Here is a 21,648-nt window from a genome sequence, read left to right on the forward strand (position 1 = left end):
CCAATGCCATTTGGGTCCTGTCTTCCTCATTAGAAAAAGCCTTTTTTCGACAATTTCTTAATTTGTTTTTGACCGTTCCAGACTTCTTCGTTGGTGGTCATATTAATAAGCTTAAGGTCGACCTGATAGAATTTCACTCGCTCGTCACCGTTGGAGTCGACAATTGAGCTGATGGTGCCTGAAAGCGCAAAGTTGGCCCCTTGCTCTAAACCGAATTTCGCCGCAGTACCGGGGGCAGCGTTAAGAGCCTGATCCTCACGTTCTTTACGAATATCACTGCGTTCACTACCAGAGACCACAAAGTTCACGTTACCAGCACGCAGCAGGCTGCGTTTAATGTCGTTGATAAAGGTATCCACCGGAATGTGCTCATCGCTCTTATTACGAATCTCTTGGATGATAATGGTTGGCTTTCTTTTATGGGTGAAATCGTAGTTTTGGTACCAAGGGAAGCTTAACATGTCATTGATCATGGCGTCGGCGACCAGTTTCGAGTCGATATTGTTCCAACGATCAGACAGGGCGACCTCTTGATCTGGGTTGATGCGCTGAACGGTAGTCGAACAGGCCGTCAGCATAAAGGCAAAAAGTATGAGTACGAGATGTTTCCAATGAGCCGTTTGCATTATTTAAATCCTTGTTGGTCTTCTTCAGTGGCTAATAAGGGTTACGCAAGTTCCACAATGTTATGTTATCGGGTTTTATCACAATTTTGTCATGTGAAAAATCTTTATTATTGATCTTATACTGAGGGGTGTAATCACCGGCTTTTAGTGGAATTCGTGTTAGCCGAATTTGGGCTGGCAGGGTCAGCCAGTTTCGGGTGTCCGCCGCAGAGCTGCTAAACACCGCGACTTGTCCCACTAAGCTTAGTATTAATTTTGCCGTATCGTCGTGCACACTGTTGGCAATGCGAAACGCCAGCCAACTACGTAATAATTCTCTCACCAAACTTTCATAAATGTCTCGTTGCGCGTTGGACAGTTGTTCCTGAAGGGCGATATCTGATAAGGAGCTCATCCGGATGCTAGTGGTCTTGATGTCTGAACCGTTTAACGAGATCTGCGGGATATGGTGGTCTAAGGTGAAGCGCGGATAATAAGGCACGGTAATGCGAATAAATTGTTGTGTTAATAAGGTATCCAGATGGGCTCGTTCAAGCTGCTTCCATACAGTAGGGCCTAAAATGACTCGTTTGGTGAACACACCGCCAAACGCCCCCCAGGCTCCGCCCGCTTTGTAGTTAGCGATTAAGTTAAGCGGGTTGACGTCAGCATACACCATGGTAAACCAGCGAAAGGCATCGTTTTGTTGGTTGTCACCATTGGCCAAAAATGGCGCGAGCACTAATGAGTATGCGTCGGGATCGGCGTAGAGTTGCAATGACAGCTCACTCTTGGCTGGAATAAACCCTTCGTTTTCTAAGATAATGAGTTCACCATCGCCTTGTTGATAGTCCTTAAGTGTTTTTTGCATCGCTGGCGATAATTTTTGTTGGATCAATCTATTGATGTCATCTTGGCTCCAATCTCCGCCTTTACGCATCATACGAATGGTATCTAACCAAGCGCGTTCCGCCGTAACATTAGACAGTCCGTATTGTTTTGCATAGCCTGATTCGTACAGTTTAGCGGCTTGCTGATAGCTAATTCGAGCATCGTCGTAGTCTTTGCTTTGCTCGTATTGTATTCCTTCAAGGTAGCGCGCCCATGCATCGTCTCGGTACAGATACTTGTCATTATGTCCACGGGTATAAAAACCGCTTAACCAGTCGAGGGCTTTGAGGTAAAACGCTTGGTTTTCTTTGGCATCTAATGCTGCATAACTGGGTTCTTGCGCTTGGATTTCATTGAGTTTGTTATCAATGCGGCGGGCCTCGACGAGGGCGGCGTCTTGTAATTGGCGTTTTTGAATTGGCTGTGTTGCTTGTTGCGCTAAGGCCAGATAATTAAGCGACTTAAGATAGCTGATATAAACGCGCTCAAAACCATTGCCACGGTAATCCCCTTGTCTTGGATTACTTAACAGGGCCCAAGCGCGATTTTTAAAGTTTTCTTGGAAAAAGGTATCACTGAGTATATCGGCTTTCGATAACAGTTGGTTGCTGCGTTTATAATCGCCTTGATTCTGGGCTAGAGCGCCCGCTTCTAAGTAGTAAAGGAGTTTATCCTGGGGTTTGTCCAGCGCGCTTTTAAATTGGCTCTCAGCGTCTTTCCAATCACCATGATGGGCAAGTGCTAAACCTTTATGGACTTCTTGCTGATAGGTCGCGCAGCCCGATAATAGCGTAATGACTAAGCCGATCAGTAAATACTTAATAAAGACAATGGGACGCATCATGATTTGACGTGAGAATACTGTTGTCTGTTTATCCATCGACAACATTACTGACCGGTTCCAAAAAATTTATTGGCAACCAACAATGCCACCATTGCAATGCAGCCAAAATAGAGCAAAAACCAACGCATTTTTAGGCAATAAGGGCAGGGCTTTTTTTTCTTCTTGGGCATGCTCTTCTTAAACATAGAAATGTCGGCTCATTAGCAAGGTAAAAATGTATCGTGAAGAGTAATACTATGCCATAAAAAAAGAGACCTTAGGCCTCTTTTTTAACAAAACACTCGATCAGCCATTACTGAGTGGTGTCTGTCTCAGCTTGTTGGCTTTGTAAGCTTTCTATGTAGAGGGCATCAAAGTTAATTGGTGCTAGCATAATAGCAGGGAAGCTGCCTTTTACCACGATAGAGTCGACGTTTTCCCGAGCGTATGGGAACAAGGTTGCTGGGCAAAAAGCGCCAAGAGCATGATGAAGTTGCTGATCATCCAGACCAGAGATGACAAACAAACCACCTTGCTGTACTTGAACTAAGTAAGCCGGTTCATCGTTATTTTTGATGTTTACTGTGAGGTCTAGAACCACTTCATAAACACTTTCGCCAACTTGACGGCTGCGCGTATTGAGCTCTAAGCCCACTTCAGGGTTCCACTCTTCTTGAAAGACCATTGGAGAGCGTGGAGACTCAAAAGAAATGTCTTTCAAAAAGACGCGTTGCATAGAAAGCTGTGGGCCTTGCTCTTCAGTTTCGGTCGCTGCAGTGTTTTCAGCCATGGTTACTCTTTCCTTTGTAGGGTTATTATTATCGCTGCATCAAAGCAGCGCCTGCCATAGTAAGGCATGTGTATATTAAGACGGCTCTTGGCTTATTTTGCCAATAGAGGGTCTAGCTTATGTTCACGTTCAAGGGCGAAGAGTTCATCACAGCCCCCGACGTGTAACTCATCTATCCAAATCTGTGGAACCGTGTGACGACCACTTTTTTCCATCATTTCTTGGCGGCGCTCACGCTGACCGTCTACGTTGATTTCGTTAAAATCGACGTTTTTGCTGGTTAATAGCTGCTTTGCACGGATGCAAAAAGGGCAGTAATCGCTAGAGTAGATGGTGACATTGGCCATGGTTGCCTCACTTAGTTTTTACCAGTGGTAGGTTGGATGTTTGCCATTCCGTTATACCACCTTTCAGTTTAAAGACTTTTGCAAACCCTGCTTTATTTAATTCTTTGGCTGTGGCATTGGAATTCATGCCTGTCTTACACGCCACGATAATGGCCATGTCTTTGTGTTTTTCAAGCTTGTTTAGGCTGCTTTTAATTTTGTCTGCGGGAATGTTAATTGCACCAGTAATGTGTCCTGTTTTGAACTCTTTTTCTGGACGAATATCTAGAACAACGGCTTCATCATTGTTCATCATGGTGGTCGCTGTGCTTGTAGACACGCCTTTAGGGCCACCTTTGGTTTCATTGAAGATCAATGTAATCAAAATCGCGACGAAGAGCGCGACCAGTTCCCAGTGATTGGTTGCAAATGTAATAAGTTGATTGATCATAATCTCGTAGGCCTATTTAAAAACTGCCAGCATTATACACGGCCTGTGGAATCGGTACATACTCTCTGATGATCAGCGGTAAGGAATATGGAAGGATGTATAGCTGTTATGGGTGAAATAATCATCAATAGCAAACCGTTTAAGGCTTGCTATTGATGGTTGTTTTCATGCTAAGTTGCTAAAAACAACCGTCGATCAGCGCTATTTTGTATTGGTGGAATCGAAGATTTTATCGGCATTACCTTCGATAAAACTGTCGAAAATCTTGCCGTCTGGCATTGTATGACGACGGGCAAACTCATAAAAACAACTTGGGATGGTTTTTTCTTCACCATCAGCAAAGGTGAAGTTTATTTTGTCTGCCATGGTAGAAGATTGTTCCAGAAAAAGCTCAGGAGAGCCTTTTACTAATCCTCCTACCTGATTCAATACATAACCCTCGTCTTGAAGCAGCTGATTGACTTCTTCGATGCTGGTGAAGGTGTCTAGTTTATTGATACTTACGGTGAAATGGTTCGCTTGTAATCCCATGGTGGCTAACCAGGCCGCGTATTCACTGTGCTCAGCAAGGGTGTTGTAGTCTTTCAGCGAAATGGTATCCCATAGGCAACCAGCCCAGAAAATTTCAGGGGTTTGTACGGCATCGGTTGGGATCTGTTCAATCAAGCCTTGGATAATGTGCTGACAGTTTGTTGGTAACTCTTCAACCAGTAATTCGGACAAAAATATTTTCGGCAAAGAGGAATCGCTGTGTTTGTAACAACGAGCCACCAGGTGTTTGTTTTCAAAGCGAAAAGCACCGTATGCTTTATACCCCATACTTTCGAGTTGTGGTTCTAGCGTTGCCAAAGCAATCGGCGAGTTTGCGAAGGTACGAAAGGCTACATGATCATTAAGAACCTCTTCGCCGTGGCTTTTAAACAGAGCTTGTATTCGATCGGCTTGTGGTGTCACTTTGACATAGCTTTGCCATAAAGAGTCAAAGAACGTGGATGGCTGCATAGTAACCTCGATATTCATTGTTGTATTTACTCAACTGTACTGGATTATTAGCGGAAGATACAAAGGGTAAAAAATCACTGGTTGATGCGTTTTGATCATGCGACAAGGTTTTTAGGATGCAAAAAGCCCGTTATTTCGGTCTGTATTTAAGGTGAGTTGAGTTCCGCATGCGTTTTATTACTCACAATGCTGGTCTTGGCCGATAAAATCGCTTGGATCAAATGGGCGGGAAAACTGTGTTGTTTGTGATGAGCTAACCCCACCATGCGTTTTAGATTGACATCGTTTAAGTGACGAAGGCATATGTCGGTTCTACCTCGTGCTGAGTGTTCTGGAATTAGGGAAATCCCTAAACCAGCTGCTACTAGGTCAAGAGCATATTCTTCTGTTTTGACTGTCGCTCGCACGTCCATTGATAGGCCACTTTTTTGTACCAGATAATTCCATGACTCTAAAATGTCACAGGGTGTGCGCGAGATAAAGGGTTGTCGGTCTATTTGCTTGATGGATACCGTGACGAAGTCAGATAGCCAATGGTCGGTGGGCATGGCGATAACGTATTCATCTTCCCATAAGGGGTAGAACACGTCGTCATCTTGTTTATAACGACTGCATGTGAAGCGTAAATCAGCGCTTTCTGTGTCATCAACCAAACTAAGTTTCAGTTCAGGTACTTCTTCTAACATGGTTTTGATGACCTTGCCAATTAGGGCGCCCGATAAAAAAGGCATCAATGAAACCGATAGGTCGAGGGAGTTGGCTGGCTGGGAAAAAAGTTCTCTCATGGCGTTCATTTCACTGATCATCTTACAGGCATGAGGGTAGAGCTGGGTGCCGCTATCGGTTGGTGTGACCCCTTTGGAATGACGCACAAATAAGTTGGTACCTAGATCGTCTTCCATTTGCGCTAGGGTGGCAGAAATAGAGGGCTGGGCGACAAAGCAGCGTTTGGCAGCGGCGCTCAAACTACGTTCTTCAAATACCGCGATAAAATAGCGTAATGATCGAATGTCCATGTCTAACTCAGTTTTGTTGATGAATAGGTTGATCAGTAATGAGACCAGTATGGCGTAGACTATAGTTAAAAACTAGACCAGAGGCAGGAAATCAGTATTTCTCAATTCAGTCAAAGGCAGTATATGGTGAAGATATTAGAGGTAACGCGGTTTGGCGTCGCCTAGCTCCTTGAATTTAACGAAAGAGGTTCCCCATGACATTAGCTTGTTTAGACACGCTCGGTATCAATACGCTCAAACAGGGCGAGACGTTTTTCAGCGTATTAACGGGTAATACACAAGTATTGGGCAGTGGTAGTTCGTTTTCTGTTCGTAGCCCAATTGATGGCGCGGTACTTTCTACTTTTAAAAATGCTATGCCAAGTCAACTGAATACAGTAAATGATGAACTAAAAAACGCCTTTAAAGCGCTGCGTCTTGTACCAGCACCGCGTCGTGGTGAATTGGTTCGCCGTATTGGTGAAGAAGCCCGTAAGTATAAACACGAACTGGCCCAAGTGATTTCCCTCGAAGCAGGTAAAATTCTTCCAGAAGCCCTTGGTGAAGTGCAAGAGTGGATTGATGTCTGTGACTTCGCGGTGGGGCAATCGCGTATGCTGCATGGCTTGTCGATCGTTTCAGAACGCCCAGGTCACCGAATGATGGAACAATGGCAACCATTGGGGCCTGTAGCTGTGATTACTGCATTCAATTTCCCTATGGCGGTTTGGTCTTGGAACACCATGCTTGGTTTAGTATGTGGCGATCCTGTCTTGCTGAAACCCTCTGAAAAAGCGCCTTTGTGTGCGTTGGCCATGTACCAAATAGCACAAAATGTCATTGCTGATATGCCAGATATTCCGAAAGCATCGGTCAGTGTGATGATTGGCGATCGTGAGCTTGGTGAAGCCATTTCAGCAAGTGATACCTTCCCTCTTGTCTCGGCAACGGGGTCGACTGCTATGGGACGGGCTGTCGCAAAAACGGTAGCGGGTCGTCTTGGTCGCTCACTACTGGAACTTGGTGGGAACAATGCCATGATTGTATCTCAAACGGCGGATTTGGATTTGGCACTGCGTGCAATTGTGTTTTCGGCAGCCGGAACCGCAGGCCAGCGCTGTACCACATTACGTCGTTTGATTGCCCATGAATCGATTGTGGATGGCTTGGTGGAACGTTTGGCGAAATCCTACGGGTCTCTGCGCATTGGTAACCCATTATTGGATGGTAATCTAGTTGGGCCACTGATTGATGAAGGCAGCTTTGCGCGTATGCAAGCGGCTCTTGAAGCGGCAAAACAACAAGGTGGCACCATTGTTTGTGGTGGTGATCGGGTAACTGAAGGCGTGCCTGAGGGAGGCTTTTATGTACGCCCTGCGATTGTTCGCATCGCTCATGATGCGCCTATTGTCCATGAAGAAACTTTTGCACCGATTCTTTATGTATTGACCTACTCGTCATTTGATGAAGCCATTGAGATCCAAAACGAAGTTCCGCAAGGTCTGTCTTCGGCCGTTTTCACTGAGAGTATGCGTGAGGCTGAGTTATTTATGTCTCCAGCTGGATCAGATTGCGGCATTGCGAACGTGAATATCGGTACCTCTGGTGCGGAAATTGGCGGCGCTTTCGGCGGTGAAAAAGACACGGGGGGCGGTCGTGAGTCTGGCTCTGATGCATGGCGAAATTATATGCGCCGCACGACGAATACCGTTAACTATGGTGGTGACTTACCTTTGGCTCAAGGGATTGTTTTTGAGTAAGGGAAAAACGCAAGCCTTACGATTAGCGTCTATAGCATGAAAAGCAAAGGTGAGCAGACGCTCGCCTTTGTTGTTTTTACCTTGTTCTCATTTACTTTGAGGTTTGATTATGTCTGATGCAGTATGCGATTCATTATGGCGGGCAACTGCGCCAGCAGGTCCCAAGCTCACGCCTTTAACGGGGTCTCAGGATGTGAGTGTGGTGATCGTCGGTGGCGGTTTTACAGGATTATCGGCGGCTTTGCATTTGGCTAGATTAGGCGTCAGTGTGGCGGTGGTGGAAGCGCAAGAAATCGGTTTTGGTGGCTCAGGTCGTAATGTGGGTCTAGCCAATGCGGGGGTTTGGTTAGAGCCTGACCAACTAGATCGAGCCCTTGGCCCCGAAGCAGGTAGGGTTATGTATGACGCTTTGGCCGCCGCGCCAGATTATGTCTATGGCTTGATTGATGAGTATAAAATTGAGTGTGAAGCGGTACGTCATGGCACTTTACACGCGGGCGTCGGGAAAGCCGGTCTGGCGCAACTGCAACGTCGCTATGAGCAAATGAGGAAGCGTGGTGCGCCAGTAGAGCTTTTGGGCGCTGCCGAAGCGCAATTACGTATTGGTTCGAACAAATTTAATTCGGCTTTATTTGATCCTCGTGCTGGGACCATTCAGCCTCTGGCGTATGCCCGAGGACTGGCCCATGCAGCGATTAAAGAAGGCGCAAAGCTTTATGATTATTCGCCAGTAGACAGTATTTTACCCTGTGAAAATGGTTGGCAAGTAAAGACCAATCAAGGGGAAATTCGCGCTGAAAAAGTCATTTTGGCGACCAATGCCTACAGTGAGCATGGTGTGAGAGTACAAGCGCGCAAGTTCGTCCCTATCTTTTACAGCCAGCTGGCAACTAAGCCGCTCAATGACGAGCAGTTGGCGAAAATTTTGCCAAATAAAGAAGGCGTTTGGGACACTTGCACGGTCATGAGTTCGTTTCGTATGGATAAGCAAGGTCGCTTAGTGTTTGGTGGTATGGGCGGTGAAGGTCGTGTGTTATCAAACTGGGCGACTCAACGAGTCACGGAAATTTTCCCTGTGCTCGATAAGGTTGAATGGGATTATTGCTGGACAGGAAAAATTGCTTACAGCGAGGACCATCTACCCCACTGCCAGCAGCTTCAGCAGGGGCTGTATAGTGTCGCAGGTTACAGTGGCCGTGGCATTGGACCGGGAACCGTTATGGGCAAAGAGCTCGCAGAGTGGTTTGTTGGTCAGCGTGATTCGCTCTCGGTACCCACTACCTTGTTGCGTAATATCCCTTTGCGTGAGTTGAAACGCATGTTTTATGAAGTCGGGGCTCATACTTATCATTATGGGCAAAAGGCGCATGCATTAGATTAGCCTAAAGAGTAGGTGCTCAGTTTCGTCTTGCCTTTTGGGTTGTGTTCCATTCAAATTAATAAAACGTGCTGACTGAATGATGTTGAATGAAATGAGTGCGCAATAATAGTGCATTCGTATCATTCAATGTTTGGGAAAGTGTATCGAATACGTTACAGTTAGCCTCTCTCATTTTAATAAGTAATGGCTATCACATGCGGCGTTATATTCCGTCGTCAACCGCGCTCAAGTGTTTTGAGGCATCGGTTAGACATCTTAGTTTTACTCGTGCTGCTCAAGAGCTGCATCTTACGCAGAGTGCAGTGAGTCGTCAGATTCGTAATCTAGAAGAGTTCTTGTCGCGGGATTTATTTATTCGATTGAATAAACGGCTTGTGCTAACGAGTACTGGCGCTGCGTATTACAAGGAGGTGGTGCCGCTTTTAGATGGCATGGAGATCGCCAGCTTAAAAATGCTGCATCGAGAAGATGAAAAAACAACGCTGACTATTTCTGCTCTCCCCACCTTTGCTTCTTATTGGCTGATGCCGCGCTTGGCAAGGTTTCAGCAAGCACACCCGGAATTTCAAATTAAACTGCGCTCATTAGATGATGCAGCAAAGATTGATGCGGATAGCATCGATATCATTTTACACTATGGTGGCGATCATTGGCCTCGGGCGGTTTCTCATCGGCTTATTTCTGAAAAAGTGGTTGCTGTGTGCTCTCCCCGTCTTTTGACTCAGTTTGATCAAACAAAAAGATTGAATGATTGGCAATGCCATGATGTGACACAGTTTCCTTTGTTGCACTTGTCATCACGTATGAATGCGTGGCCTGATTGGCTGGTGGCAAAAGGGTTAGAAAGTGGTTCGTTTGCGGGTACGTCTTTTGCTCATTTCCATATGTTATTAGAAGCCACGAAAAATAATATGGGCATTGCTATTATGCCGACTATTTTGACCGAGCAAGCATTAGAGGCAGGAGAACTTGTTGCCCCTTTTGGCGAAGAAGTGAGAACCCCCAATGAGTATTTGTTATCCTATCCGGCGGACAAAGCGGATTTAGAACAAGTGGTTGCATTTCGGGATTGGCTATTAGCGAATATTGGCAGTGAATAAATAGAGAAGATTAATGGTTAGAATAGAAAGCAGAGCCTGTAACAAAATTACAGGTCTGTGATAGTATCGAAGCAAATAGACCGAAACATCATTATGACCAACTTACGGATGGATCACCATGAATAAGAAAACCACAGCACTCTTTATTCTTGACGGATGGGGCTACAGTGACACGTCAAAGTCCAATGCGATTGCCGTAGCCAATACGCCAAACTGGGATGCTCTATGGGAAAACCAAGCCCATTCCTTTATCAAAACATCGGGTCTTGCGGTTGGCTTGCCAGAAGGGCAAATGGGCAACTCAGAAGTGGGCCATATGAACCTTGGAGCGGGTCGTGTTGTGTACCAGAACTTCACCCGTATCGGTAAAGCCATTGAAGACGGTAGTTTTTTTGAAAATGACGTGCTGGTTGGCGCGGTTGATAAAGCTGTTAAAGCAGGTAAAGCGGTTCATATCATGGGATTGTTGTCGGATGGTGGGGTTCATAGTCACTACGAACAAATCATCGCCATGTGTGAATTAGCGGCAAAACGTGGTGCAAAAGCAGTGTATGTTCATGGCTTTACGGATGGACGGGATACGCCTCCACGCTCGGCCAAAACCCCCATTGCAACGTTAGAAGATAAGTTAAAAGCGTTAGGTGTTGGTAAGATCGCTACCTTAACGGGCCGTTATTTTGCAATGGATCGTGATAATCGCTGGGATCGAGTACAAACGGCTTATGACGCCATTGTTATGGGCAAAGGCCAGTTCCAAGCCAAGACGGCAGAAGATGCCATTCAAGCGGCGTATGATCGTGATGAAAACGACGAATTTGTGAAAGCCACCGTGATTGGTGAGCCTGTTTCCATGCAGGATGGTGATGCGGTTGTCTTTGCGAACTTTAGGCCAGACCGCGCTCGTCAGTTGACTCGTGCGTTTACAGATCCGAACTTTAGTGGCTTCAAGCGGGAAGCCCACCCTGATTATGCTGCCTTTGTTACCTTTACCGAGTTTGCTGCGGACATTGAAGCCGATGTGGCTTTCCCTCCCGTTGCGTTAAGCAATACCTTAGGGGAAGTGTTGTCCAAAGCGGGTAAAAAACAGCTGCGCATTGCGGAAACGGAAAAATACGCCCATGTAACTTTCTTCTTTAACGGCGGGGAAGAAGCCGTTTTTGAGGGAGAAGATCGTGAGCTGATTCCCTCTCCTAATGTGGCGACTTATGATTTGAAGCCAGAAATGAGTGCACCTGAGGTGACAGATAAATTGGTAGAAGTGATCAAAGCTGGCAAATATGACACGATCATTTGTAACTTTGCTAATGGCGATATGGTTGGGCACAGTGGTATTTTTGATGCAGCGGTGAAAGCGGTTGAAGCCGTGGATACCTGTCTCGGTCGTATTATGGAGGCATTGCAAGAGAATGGCGGCCAATGCTTGATTACGGCAGATCACGGTAATGTTGAGCAAATGTTGAGTGATGATGGTACTCAACCTTTGACGTCGCATACCACTGGGCCTGTGCCTTTGGTTTTGTTCGCACCAAATGGTGATCAACATCTAGGGCTGAAAGATGGGGCATTATCAGACATCGCCCCCACCTTGCTGGAGATGATGGGTATGGACAAGCCAGAAGAAATGAGTGGCACCAGTCTGCTCACACGTTCGTGAGGTAACCGATGGCAGTTTTTTGTCGTCATGTGTTGTGTTGGGTTCTCCTGTTGCTGTCCAGTGTGAGTTGGGCGGCAACAGCGTCAAACACACCACAAACACCAGAGCAAGCAAAGCAACAAATTGAAGCACTGAAGAAAGACCTACAAAAGCTCAATCGTTGGATGAAGGAAGTGAAATCCCAACGGTCTGATGTGGAAAATCAATTGGAGAGCAAAGAAAAAGCCATCCAACATTTGATGAAGCAAATTGATCAGTTAAAAGAGAGCTTAAAAAAGGGAGAAAAACAGCTCTCGAAGCTGAAAATTCAGCAGGGAGACCTGCAGCTCAGTATTCAACAGCAAAACTCACAAATAGCCGCCCAATTGAGGGCGGTTTATCGTTCTGGCAAGCAAGAAGCCATTAAGCTTTTGCTGAACGGTTCTGGTAAAGACGTGGATCGATTAGTTCAGTACAACCGTTATGTATCCGATGCCCGTCAATCCCTTATTAATGGTTACGCCAGCCAAGTGAATGATCTCAACTTGGTGGAAAAAAGTATCCGCAGCCAACGTGCACAGCAAGCGCAAGAACAGGCCTCTTTGCTCGCTCAACGTGACAAGTTAAATAAAGAAAAACAAAGCCGTCGTGAGCTATTAGCGAAGCTTGACCAAGATTTAAAAAAGGGCAATCAGCGCTCCGAACAGCTAAAAAAGAATCAGCAGCAATTAGAAAGTGTCTTGAAACAGCTTGAAGAAGCGTTGGCCGATATAAAATTACCAGATCAGGATGTGCCTTTTTCATCACAAAAAGGTAAGTTAGTACCACCACTTAGACCCTTGGTTGAACTGCCCTCGGATGGCAGTATCAATTTAGGTGGGGTGACGTTAAAAGGTAAAGAAGGTGAGCCAGTTCATGCCATTTTCAATGGACGTGTGGTGTTTGCCGACTGGTTAAGAGGGTTTGGCTTTTTACTTATTATCGACCATGGCAATGGCTATATGTCTTTGTATGGTTACAACCAAAGTTTGCTTAAAGAAGTCGGTGAGTGGGTCAATGCGAATGATGTGATTGCCACCGTTGGTAGCTCGGGTGGTCGTTCTGAACCCGCATTGTTTTTTGCTATTCGTCATGATGGTACGCCGCTTAAGCCACTCGCGTGGCTAAGACGGCGTTAGTGGAGGGCGGCTCGTCCCTAATATGAGTCACCAAAGATAACAACAGGAAAAAGTATGATGAAGTTCTTAAGTCGTGGAGTGGTGTGTTTATTGGTGGCGTTTTCTATGCAGCCAAGTTTCGCAGCGGATACCTCTAGTGCCAAGAAGGCGGTTGCAGTCAACGATAAAGGAGTGGAGAACTCGACATTACCGTTGTCGCAAATACAAGCATTTGTGGAGACCTTTGAAACGATCCGTGACAACTATGTACACCCCATGTCGGATCAACAAATTCTCAATAAAGCACTCAAAGGCATGGTAGCTGGCTTGGATCCCCATTCTGAGTATTTGACGAAAGAGGAAGTGAAAGATTTTGATCAGCTGACGACAGGGGAATACGCTGGAGTCGGAGTTGAAGTGGAATTGAAGGACAATAAGCTAGTGATTGTCTCTCCCATTGATGGGTCTCCCGCTGCAAAAGCAGGCATCTTACCCGGTGATGTGATTGTGAAGGTAGGCAATACAGTGGTTACCGACATGAGCTTTGAGGATGTCATGAATTTGATGCGTGGTGACGCAGGCACGACATTGTCTCTTGATATAGAGCGCCATGGTGAGATCAAACATTTTAGCCTTGAACGCCAGATGATTGCCGATAATAGTGTATCAACAAAATGGCTAGGGGATAACATTGCCTACTTCCGCATCAGCCAGTTTCAGGGGGATACGGCTCAAGAGTTTTATCATGCGATTAATAAGCTGAAAAAGCAAAAGCCGATTAAGGGAGTTGTGTTGGATCTTAGAAACAACCCAGGTGGGGTGTTACAAGCCGCAGTGGGCGTTGTTGATGCCTTTATCAATAAAGGTATGATTGTCTACACCAAAGGCCGAGATGACGCGTCGAACAGTCAATTTAGAGCAACAACGAAAAACACCCTGTTGCCTAATGTGCCTTTAGTCGTGCTTGTCAACCAAGGGTCGGCATCCGCCTCCGAGATTGTTTCAGGTGCTTTGCAAGATCATCATCGCGGTTTGATCCTAGGAACGAATACCTTTGGTAAAGGCTCTGTGCAAACGGTGATTCCTTTATCGAATGGCGCTGCTGTCAAGTTGACGACCGCCCTGTATTACACACCTAATGGACGATCTATCCAAGCGCAGGGCATTACCCCTGACCTTGTTGTTCCGCAAGCTACTCTAAGCTTGACCAAAGAGCCTTTCATCGTCAAAGAGTCTGAATTAAGTGGACATTTAAGTAATGGAACAGGTGGAGCGGATCGCTTTGACACGCAAGGGGTTAAGTTAAGTGAGTTAGCGAAAAAAGATTTTCAGTTGTTTCAAGCGGTGACAATTTTGAAAACACTGCCTAAGTTTGATCACCGTTCTTGAGAGAGTTTATTGTGAAAGTTGTTCCGATCAAGCGAATGATGCGTTTGTTTGTCTCGCTCTATATGGGCTTGACTGCCTGTGCGTTGTTTGCTCATGAAAGTCATCCTGTACCTTATCATGCTCAGGTTTCGACGGAGTCAGTGAGTTTTCCTGTCTTAACCTCTTGGTTAGCGTCGCTGACAGCTCCGTTGAAAAGTGCAATGGAGCCATCAGGGAAAGATCAATCAGAGTTTATAATGTTTGATGCTTTGAACCCTGAGCAGCAAGATGATGATCGTCCGTTGATGCTGCAAACCATTGATGATCGTGTGGTCGAAGGACAAAAGCCTGAATCATCCACGTTATCTCGTGATTCGTCTTTTCTTGGTCGAAAAGTGAGAATTGCGATTTTGATTGATGACCTTGGTTATAATCGCAGAGGAATGTTAGGGGCTTTACAGTTACCTAAAGAAGTGGCGTTAGCCATTCTACCAATGACGCCGTTTGCTCATCAAACGGCAGTGCGTTCCAAAGAGCAAGGACGACTCACCATGCTGCATGCGCCGATGGAAAATGAAAGGGAGTTGAAGTTAGGGCCTGGCGGATTGTATGCGCGAATGTCGGAAACGGAGCTAAAAACTGCGTTGACGAAAGATATCGACAGCCTGCCTGGTATTCAAGGGGTGAACAATCACATGGGAAGTTTGCTGACTGCCGACCAGCAGTCGATGGATTGGGTGATGCAGACTTTGAAACAGCACCATTTGTTTTTTATAGACAGTTTAACGTCTTCTCATAGTGTGGCGGGGGAAACAGCGAAGAGATATGGTCTGAAAACCACCACGCGGGATGTTTTTTTGGATAACATTCGCACGGAAAAAGCCATAGATCGTCAGTTTTCTCGGTTGATTAAGCTAGCAAAACATCGTGGTCAAGCCATGGCAATTGGCCATCCTTATCCAGAAACTTTGTCTTATTTGAAGAAGCGTTTAACGCAACTCAATAAGGATGATGTTGTTCTGGTGCCTCTATCGCAGATACTCAGCTATCACACTCCTTCTCTATAGGTGGCTCACCTAGATCACTTATTGAGGCTGCTCTGGATCTAGAGCTGCCTCAAAAGTGTGTTTTTCTATTGAGCTCTTCTATGGAGTGTTAAGGCGTTGGTTCGTGATGTTGCAAAGAGGCTGGCTCACTATTTTGCTAAAAAAGACAGTTTCCAGAGTTTTTTGATAGAAAAGCGGAGTTTTTTGACAAACTTTTCTGCGCTTTTTGTCTATATTTAAGAGATGACAATGTCTTGACACAAATAACCTGTGAAGTCTTGTTATTTTGCCTTTCCTTACATCGATTATTGCCTTTTTTCGGTGCGACGCTTTCTATTGTTTGAAATATAATCCTTAAAATCTCTTAATCTATGGTGTTTTGTGCTTTCTTGTCGGCCAAATTCCCTATTTTATTTCATAGATTTGTCTTTTTTATATTGACCAATTTTTGTGCACGGATTAATCTTGTGTGTGAAAAGTGTGCACATTTTTTATAAAAAAAATAAATAGTTCCATTTTTACCATCATTTCTTTGGTTTTAATTTTCTGGAACGCTTCTTGCTATTTAATAAAAACGATAAACAAAAAAGTGGGAGCTCTGAACATGTCAAATGCGGTTTTAAGAAAAACGTTACTTTCTATTGCGGTAGCTGGTGCCGCAACCTTAGCGCAAGCCGATGTGAATATCGGTGTGGCGGGTCCATTTACCGGTGCCAATGCGGCGTTTGGTAAGCAGCTATGGGAAGGTGCCAAAAAAGCAGCGGAAGACATTAATGCCGCAGGCGGTATTGATGGTGAAAAGATTAACTTGATTAAAGCAGACGATGCTTGTGAACCAAAACAAGCCTTGTCTGTTGCAAACCGATTAGTGGACTCTGACAATGTCGTAGCGGTGGTCGGTCACTTCTGTTCCTCTTCTAGTATTCCTGCATCAAACGTTTACGCTGACGCTGGCGTGTTGATGGTTAACCCTGCTTCTACTAGTCCTATCTTGACTGATCGAGGACTGCCAAATGTATTCCGTGTTTGTGGCCGTGATGATCAGCAAGGTGATGTTGCCGCAACCTATATCGTGGATACATTAAAAGCCAAACGTGTTGCTATCATTAATGATAAAACCACTTATGGTAAAGGCTTGGCTGATGCCATGAAAAAAACCCTGAATGGTTATGGTGTTAAAGAAGTGATGTATGAAGGTTTGACTCGTGGTGAGAAAGACTTCAATGCCTTGGTGACTAAAATTCGTTCAGTAAACGCCGACTTGGTTTACTTTGGTGGCCTGCATTCTGAAGCGGGTCCATTGGTTCGTCAGCTTCGTGATCAAGGTTCAAAAGCCATCTTCATGTCTGGTGACGGTATCGTATCCGACGAGTTTGTGACGGTGGCGGGTGGTGCGAAATACGTCAATGGCGTCTACATGACCTTTGGTGCTAACCCAACTAGCTATCCAGCAGGTAAAGCCGTTGTTAAAGAATTCCGTGATAGTGGTTATGAGCCAGAAGGCTACACGCTTTACGCCTACACTGCGATGCAAGTAGTGGCAGACGCGCTAGGTCATGAGAAGCTTGACCCAGTCAAAGCAGCGCAGTGGTTACACTCTGACTCAGTAAATACTGTTATGGGTAAGAAAACCTTTGATAAAAAAGGTGACCTAACCGTATCCGACTACGTCATGTATAAGTGGGATGATAAAGGTAAATACCATCAACTTGACTAATTGCCCCTAATTAGTTTGTTCACTTGCTCATTGGTATATAGATACCAATGAGCCTGTTTTTAGTTTTATTCCCCCCATGAGGTTTTGCGATGGATATCGTTCTCCAGCAGTTGGTTAATGGGCTAACTCTCGGTTCTGTTTATGGACTTATTGCAATCGGTTACACAATGGTATACGGCATTATTGGGATGATTAACTTCGCCCATGGCGATGTTTACATGGTCTCGGCTTATCTCACCGCCATTGCGATTGCGTTACTGACTTTTTTTGGTGTGCAATCTTTTCCTTTCATACTGATTGGCACGTTGATTTTTACGATTATTGTCACAGGTGCGTATGGTTGGGTGATCGAGCGGGTGGCATATCGTCCACTGCGAAATTCAAGCCGTCTTTCTGTTCTGATTTCTGCGATTGGGATGTCGTTAATTCTGCAAAACTATGTGCAGCTGAGCCAGGGTCCTAATCAACAGGGTGTACCAACGTTATTGTCTGGAGCCATTCGTTTTCATGTGGGAGATGGTTTTGTACAAATTACTTATCTGAAAATATTGATTTTGTTAATCGCCTTTGCCGGCATGGGGGTTTTGACTTACATCATTCAAAAAACCAAGTTGGGGCGTATGTGTCGTGCGACGCAACAAGATAGGAAAATGGCGTCAATTTTGGGGATTGATACTGACAAAGTGATCTCTTCCGTGTTCGTCATTGGTTCTTCTATGGCTGCCTTAGCCGGTGTTTTGGTGACCTTGGATTATGGTTCGTTTGATTTCTATATCGGCTTTATTATGGGGATTAAAGCCTTTACTGCTGCGGTGCTTGGCGGTATTGGATCATTACCTGGTGCTATGCTTGGCGGCATAATTCTTGGATTGTCCGAATCCTTATTTGCAGGCTTAATCAGTTCTGACTATAAGGATGTGTTTTCTTTCTCTCTACTTGTGCTTATTTTGATTATTCGCCCAAGTGGTCTTCTAGGTAAACCCGCCGTGGAGAAAGTGTAAATGACTCAGACTGATATTAGTTACAAAAAGAGTGGGACTGATGCCATTATCGCTGCGTTGATGGCACTAGTGGTTTTCGGACCCATCATGGGGATTGTTCTCAATGGTTACCAATTTAAGCTGAGCTTTGATCGAGTATTCGTGATTGTTGCGATTGTGTTTGTTGGGCGTTTTTTGATGTCGACTTTCTTTCAAACACATCGAGGTAAGATGATGGCATTTCGTTATGCCAATAATGACGATGGTGTGACTGTCTTACCCCCAAATCATAAATCTAAAATGGTTTGGATTATTCCACTAGTTATGGTCATTGGTCTTTTAGTGCCCTTCATTGCTTCCAAGTATGTGCTCACGATTGTTATTTTAGGTTTGATTTATGTCTTATTGGGGCTGGGCCTTAATATCGTTGTGGGGCTGGCTGGCTTATTGGATTTAGGTTTCGTGGGTTTCTATGCCATTGGCGCCTATGGTTTAGCACTAGGGTATAATCATCTTGGCTTGGGATTTTGGTCCATGTTGCCAATTGCGGCGATTTTAGCCGCGTGTGCAGGGGCAATTTTGGGTTTCCCTGTGCTTCGAATGCACGGTGATTATCTTGCTATCGTCACGCTTGGTTTCGGTGAGATTATTCGTTTGGTGCTCACCAACTGGCAGTCATTTACCCATGGGCCAAATGGTATCACAGCTCCTGCGCCGACTTTATTTGGCTTAGAGTTTAAGCGGCGTTCTGCCCATGGCGAAACCTTTCATGAGTACTTTAATGTACCTTATGATTCTGCTCATAAGTACATGTTTGTCTATTTGGTCTTGTTTATCGTTGTATGGGCGGTGCTGTTTATTAAACATCGTTTGGTGAAAATGCCTATTGGCCGAGCTTGGGAAGCCTTGCGTGAAGATGAGATTGCTTGTCGCTCGCTCGGCCTTAATCATGTATTGGTTAAGTTATCTGCATTCATGATGGGAGCTGCCACGGCAGGTATTGCAGGAGTGTTCTTTGCGACCTATCAAGGCTTTATTAACCCCACTTCATTTACCTTTTTCGAATCTGCTTTGATTCTTGCCATTGTCGTTCTTGGCGGGATGGGGTCAACGGTGGGTGTGGTGATTGCCGCCTTCTGTTTGACGGTATTGCCTGAGTTGTTAAGAGAAGTAGCGCAATATCGTATTTTGTTATTCGGAATTTTGATGGTCGTTATGATGATCTGGAAACCTCGTGGTCTTGTTCGTATCACTCGACGTGGTTTTGCTCGGAAAGAAGGAGTGGTGAAATGAGCCAAGAGAACATCTTAAAAGTAGAAAACTTGGTCATGCACTTTGGTGGTATCAAAGCCCTTAATGATGTGACGTTTAATATAAAACGTGGTTCGGTGTCGGCTTTAATTGGCCCAAATGGCGCGGGGAAAACAACGGTGTTCAATTGTCTGACTGGCTTTTATAAGGCAACAGGTGGAAACATTATGTTGTCAGCGAATGGCAAAGACACCAGTGTTATTAAAGTGTTGGGTGAGCCATTTAAGGCGACTGACTTTATTTCCCCTGTCGCTTTTTTAAAGCGTTTGAAATACAAAATGTTTGGTGGGTCGCATCTGGTAAACCGTGCTGGTTTGTCTCGTACGTTTCAAAATATACGTCTGTTTAAAGAAATGTCTGTGGTTGAGAACTTATTAGTTGCTCAACATATGCGAGTGAACCGTAATTTGCTAGCAGGCATTTTAAACACACCTTCGTATCAACAATCTGAAGAAGAAGCCCTTGAACGTGCTTTCTATTGGTTGGGCGTGGTGGATTTGACAGAGTTTGCTAACCGCTTGGCGGGTGAATTGTCTTATGGGCAGCAGCGCCGTTTAGAAATTGCGCGTGCGATGTGTACCAATCCAGAAATTATTTGCTTGGATGAGCCCGCAGCGGGGTTGAACCCTTCAGAAACAGAGGCGTTGACCAAAATGATACGCGTGCTGCGCAATCAGCATAATACGACAGTGTTACTGATTGAGCATGATATGGGTATGGTCATGGATATCTCGGATTATATTGTGGTACTGGATCATGGTGAAGTGATTGCTAAAGGGAATCCAGATGAGATTAAGAATAATCCTAAAGTCATTGCGGCGTATCTTGGCGCAGAAGAAGGTGAGGAGGTGACCCTATGACAACCTTGATGGAGTTTAAAGAGGTAGATGTCCATTACGGTCCAATCCAAGCATTAAAGAAAGTTTCGCTCACGGTGACGGAAGGAGAAATTGTCACCTTAATTGGTGCCAACGGAGCAGGTAAGTCAACTTTATTGATGTCTATTTTCGGCCAACCTCGCATCTCATCAGGCGAAATTATTTATCGTGGTGAAGATATCTCGCAGAAAAGCGCGCACTATGTGGCGTCTCATGGGTTGGCTCAGTCTCCGGAAGGGCGTCGCATTTTTCCTGGCATGTCGGTAGAAGAGAACTTGTTAATGGGGACGATTCCCATTGGCATGGAACACGCGGAAAAAGATATGCAGCATATGTTTGAGCTGTTTCCTCGACTGAAAGAACGCCGCAACCAGCGGGCGTCAACCATGTCGGGCGGTGAGCAGCAAATGCTGGCCATTGCTCGTGCTCTGATGAGCCGCCCTAAGCTGCTATTATTAGACGAACCAAGTTTGGGGCTCGCGCCGATTATTGTTAAGCAAATTTTTAAAATTTTGGAAGATGTTGCCAGCACTGGGATGACTATCTTTCTTGTTGAGCAAAATGCGAACCATGCTTTAAAACTCGCTGATCGTGGTTATGTGATGGTAAATGGAGAAATTCGTTTAACTGGAACAGGACAAGAGTTGCTAGTAAACCCAGAAGTACGTGATGCCTACTTAGGCGGCCATTGATCCATTGTGTAAGGGTCTAACGTTGGTTATCAACAAAACAGTGGGCGTATTGTATTCAGTCCACTGTTTTTTTTTGCCTATTTTTGTTAGTTGTGTACAAAACAGGCGTTACTCACAGACTTGTACCCTATTTATCAATAAATAGGACCTTTTTATCTCAGGCGCGAAACAGTTTGCCTGTTAATATGTCTTTTACTTGTGAGGGCTGAGTGGCATTACCAAGTGGGGCATCATAAATGGCATCAATTCGATTGCCGAAATAATTGTCCACTTCGATGGCGCTCATGGCGGGCTCAAGACCTGCGGGATTAGCGGATGTTGAGACAATCACGCCATTAAAGGCTTCACAAAGAGTCTGTACTGGTTGATGTCGGCAAAGACGAATGGCCACACTTTGGTGCTCGCCTCTCACAAACGCAGGAGCAATGCTGGTGTCTGGCACAACCCAAGATGTTGGAATTTCCGTTTGGCTGATGAGACGCTCTGCTGCTTTTTGTTCTAGGGTATCAGCCCATGGCTTTAAGTGATTGGCGTGCCCACCCACTAGGATCAGTCCTTTTTCCATGGGTCTGGATTTGAGGGTTAAAATCCGCTTGACGGCTTGTTCATTAAATGGGTCGCAGCCGAGTCCCCACACCCCCTCGGTTGGGTAGGCAATGACGCCACCTTGACGCATGATTAAGGCTAAATCTTTTGGTGATGAAATTAATAACATGGGGCAATCACTTATTTTCAATAAGAG

At 45.2% G+C, this 21,648-nt stretch carries 20 protein-coding genes; 12 read left to right on the top strand and 8 right to left on the bottom strand.

The features are described 5' to 3' along the window. Positions 1–29 precede the first annotated feature (29 nt). The 7 genes from AC0VYI_RS02915 to AC0VYI_RS02945 form a co-directional block, all read right to left on the bottom strand. Positions 30–626 carry a penicillin-binding protein activator LpoB gene (locus AC0VYI_RS02915; protein ID WP_199477449.1) on the bottom strand — a complete coding sequence of 199 codons (597 nt, stop codon included), beginning with the start codon at positions 624–626 and terminating at the stop codon, positions 30–32. Between the two features lie 31 nt (positions 627–657). Further along, positions 658–2,385 (bottom strand): COG3014 family protein, encoded by a 1,728-nt coding sequence (locus AC0VYI_RS02920; protein ID WP_475447224.1) that lies wholly within the window; start codon positions 2,383–2,385, stop codon positions 658–660. Positions 2,386–2,632: 247 nt separating this feature from the next. Then, positions 2,633–3,109, bottom strand: a complete 477-nt coding sequence (secB, locus tag AC0VYI_RS02925; RefSeq protein WP_199477448.1) for a protein-export chaperone SecB — start codon at positions 3,107–3,109, stop codon at positions 2,633–2,635. A 92-nt stretch (positions 3,110–3,201) separates the two neighbouring features. Then, positions 3,202–3,456, bottom strand: a complete 255-nt coding sequence (gene grxC / locus AC0VYI_RS02930; RefSeq protein ID WP_199477447.1) for a glutaredoxin 3 — start codon at positions 3,454–3,456, stop codon at positions 3,202–3,204. 7 nt (positions 3,457–3,463) lie between these two features. Then, entirely contained in the window at positions 3,464–3,886 is a 423-nt protein-coding gene (locus AC0VYI_RS02935; protein ID WP_475447226.1) for a rhodanese-like domain-containing protein, read from the bottom strand. A 201-nt stretch (positions 3,887–4,087) separates the two neighbouring features. Further along, positions 4,088–4,888: a 2-oxoadipate dioxygenase/decarboxylase family protein gene (locus tag AC0VYI_RS02940; RefSeq protein WP_475447228.1), complete on the bottom strand. Its 801-nt coding sequence runs from the start codon at positions 4,886–4,888 to the stop codon at positions 4,088–4,090. Positions 4,889–5,034: 146 nt separating this feature from the next. Continuing rightward, the gene (locus AC0VYI_RS02945; RefSeq protein WP_475447230.1) at positions 5,035–5,904 is read right to left on the bottom strand and encodes a LysR family transcriptional regulator; all 870 of its coding nucleotides are present in this window, start codon (positions 5,902–5,904) and stop codon (positions 5,035–5,037) included. 194 nt (positions 5,905–6,098) lie between these two features. On the opposite strand from AC0VYI_RS02945, the gene amaB reads away from it, so the two are divergent. From amaB to AC0VYI_RS03005, 12 genes are all read left to right on the top strand, one after another. Next, positions 6,099–7,643, top strand: a complete 1,545-nt coding sequence (gene amaB, locus AC0VYI_RS02950; RefSeq protein WP_475447232.1) for an L-piperidine-6-carboxylate dehydrogenase — start codon at positions 6,099–6,101, stop codon at positions 7,641–7,643. 109 nt (positions 7,644–7,752) lie between these two features. Beyond that, entirely contained in the window at positions 7,753–9,024 is a 1,272-nt protein-coding gene (locus tag AC0VYI_RS02955; RefSeq protein WP_199477442.1) for an NAD(P)/FAD-dependent oxidoreductase, read from the top strand. 194 nt (positions 9,025–9,218) lie between these two features. After that, the gene (locus tag AC0VYI_RS02960; protein ID WP_199477441.1) at positions 9,219–10,124 is read left to right on the top strand and encodes a LysR substrate-binding domain-containing protein; all 906 of its coding nucleotides are present in this window, start codon (positions 9,219–9,221) and stop codon (positions 10,122–10,124) included. A 118-nt stretch (positions 10,125–10,242) separates the two neighbouring features. After that, positions 10,243–11,778: a 2,3-bisphosphoglycerate-independent phosphoglycerate mutase gene (gpmI, locus tag AC0VYI_RS02965; RefSeq protein WP_475447233.1), complete on the top strand. Its 1,536-nt coding sequence runs from the start codon at positions 10,243–10,245 to the stop codon at positions 11,776–11,778. An 8-nt stretch (positions 11,779–11,786) separates the two neighbouring features. Further along, positions 11,787–12,935, top strand: a complete 1,149-nt coding sequence (locus AC0VYI_RS02970) for a murein hydrolase activator EnvC family protein (RefSeq protein WP_199477439.1) — start codon at positions 11,787–11,789, stop codon at positions 12,933–12,935. Between the two features lie 54 nt (positions 12,936–12,989). Further along, positions 12,990–14,303, top strand: a complete 1,314-nt coding sequence (locus AC0VYI_RS02975) for a S41 family peptidase (protein WP_475447235.1) — start codon at positions 12,990–12,992, stop codon at positions 14,301–14,303. Between the two features lie 11 nt (positions 14,304–14,314). Beyond that, entirely contained in the window at positions 14,315–15,349 is a 1,035-nt protein-coding gene (locus tag AC0VYI_RS02980; protein ID WP_475447237.1) for a divergent polysaccharide deacetylase family protein, read from the top strand. A 583-nt stretch (positions 15,350–15,932) separates the two neighbouring features. Further along, positions 15,933–17,045, top strand: a complete 1,113-nt coding sequence (locus AC0VYI_RS02985; protein WP_475447239.1) for a branched-chain amino acid ABC transporter substrate-binding protein — start codon at positions 15,933–15,935, stop codon at positions 17,043–17,045. A gap of 89 nt (positions 17,046–17,134) precedes the next feature. After that, positions 17,135–18,046, top strand: a complete 912-nt coding sequence (locus AC0VYI_RS02990) for an ABC transporter permease subunit (RefSeq protein WP_199477436.1) — start codon at positions 17,135–17,137, stop codon at positions 18,044–18,046. After that, positions 18,047–19,318: a high-affinity branched-chain amino acid ABC transporter permease LivM gene (gene livM / locus AC0VYI_RS02995; protein ID WP_475447241.1), complete on the top strand. Its 1,272-nt coding sequence runs from the start codon at positions 18,047–18,049 to the stop codon at positions 19,316–19,318. After that, complete coding sequence (locus AC0VYI_RS03000) at positions 19,315–20,196, top strand: ABC transporter ATP-binding protein (RefSeq protein WP_475447243.1); 882 nt, start codon at positions 19,315–19,317, stop codon at positions 20,194–20,196. Before livM ends, AC0VYI_RS03000 begins: the two co-directional genes overlap by 4 nt. Further along, a complete protein-coding gene (locus tag AC0VYI_RS03005; RefSeq protein ID WP_199477433.1) occupies positions 20,193–20,906 on the top strand; it encodes an ABC transporter ATP-binding protein in 714 nt (237 codons plus the stop codon). Before AC0VYI_RS03000 ends, AC0VYI_RS03005 begins: the two co-directional genes overlap by 4 nt. A gap of 157 nt (positions 20,907–21,063) precedes the next feature. Here the strand turns inward: AC0VYI_RS03005 and tsaC are convergent, their stop codons facing one another. Next, positions 21,064–21,621 carry an L-threonylcarbamoyladenylate synthase type 1 TsaC gene (gene tsaC, locus AC0VYI_RS03010; protein ID WP_475447245.1) on the bottom strand — a complete coding sequence of 186 codons (558 nt, stop codon included), beginning with the start codon at positions 21,619–21,621 and terminating at the stop codon, positions 21,064–21,066. Positions 21,622–21,648: the final 27 nt, after the last annotated feature.

The organism is Marinomonas sp. 63XJN7_9_ISO-PGPR-S23-217 (assembly GCF_056173515.1).

Bases quoted from the DNA above. Each gene is read 5' to 3' on its own strand.
- AC0VYI_RS02915 (WP_199477449.1), bottom strand. From the start codon at position 626: ATGCAAACGGCTCATTGGAAACATCTCGTACTCATACTTTTTGCCTTT.
- AC0VYI_RS02920 (WP_475447224.1), bottom strand. From the start codon at position 2,385: ATGTTGTCGATGGATAAACAGACAACAGTATTCTCACGTCAAATCATG.
- secB (WP_199477448.1), bottom strand. From the start codon at position 3,109: ATGGCTGAAAACACTGCAGCGACCGAAACTGAAGAGCAAGGCCCACAG.
- grxC (WP_199477447.1), bottom strand. From the start codon at position 3,456: ATGGCCAATGTCACCATCTACTCTAGCGATTACTGCCCTTTTTGCATC.
- AC0VYI_RS02935 (WP_475447226.1), bottom strand. From the start codon at position 3,886: ATGATCAATCAACTTATTACATTTGCAACCAATCACTGGGAACTGGTC.
- AC0VYI_RS02940 (WP_475447228.1), bottom strand. From the start codon at position 4,888: ATGCAGCCATCCACGTTCTTTGACTCTTTATGGCAAAGCTATGTCAAA.
- AC0VYI_RS02945 (WP_475447230.1), bottom strand. From the start codon at position 5,904: ATGGACATTCGATCATTACGCTATTTTATCGCGGTATTTGAAGAACGT.
- amaB (WP_475447232.1), top strand. From the start codon at position 6,099: ATGACATTAGCTTGTTTAGACACGCTCGGTATCAATACGCTCAAACAG.
- AC0VYI_RS02955 (WP_199477442.1), top strand. From the start codon at position 7,753: ATGTCTGATGCAGTATGCGATTCATTATGGCGGGCAACTGCGCCAGCA.
- AC0VYI_RS02960 (WP_199477441.1), top strand. From the start codon at position 9,219: ATGCGGCGTTATATTCCGTCGTCAACCGCGCTCAAGTGTTTTGAGGCA.
- gpmI (WP_475447233.1), top strand. From the start codon at position 10,243: ATGAATAAGAAAACCACAGCACTCTTTATTCTTGACGGATGGGGCTAC.
- AC0VYI_RS02970 (WP_199477439.1), top strand. From the start codon at position 11,787: ATGGCAGTTTTTTGTCGTCATGTGTTGTGTTGGGTTCTCCTGTTGCTG.
- AC0VYI_RS02975 (WP_475447235.1), top strand. From the start codon at position 12,990: ATGATGAAGTTCTTAAGTCGTGGAGTGGTGTGTTTATTGGTGGCGTTT.
- AC0VYI_RS02985 (WP_475447239.1), top strand. From the start codon at position 15,933: ATGTCAAATGCGGTTTTAAGAAAAACGTTACTTTCTATTGCGGTAGCT.
- AC0VYI_RS02990 (WP_199477436.1), top strand. From the start codon at position 17,135: ATGGATATCGTTCTCCAGCAGTTGGTTAATGGGCTAACTCTCGGTTCT.
- livM (WP_475447241.1), top strand. From the start codon at position 18,047: ATGACTCAGACTGATATTAGTTACAAAAAGAGTGGGACTGATGCCATT.
- AC0VYI_RS03000 (WP_475447243.1), top strand. From the start codon at position 19,315: ATGAGCCAAGAGAACATCTTAAAAGTAGAAAACTTGGTCATGCACTTT.
- AC0VYI_RS03005 (WP_199477433.1), top strand. From the start codon at position 20,193: ATGACAACCTTGATGGAGTTTAAAGAGGTAGATGTCCATTACGGTCCA.
- tsaC (WP_475447245.1), bottom strand. From the start codon at position 21,621: ATGTTATTAATTTCATCACCAAAAGATTTAGCCTTAATCATGCGTCAA.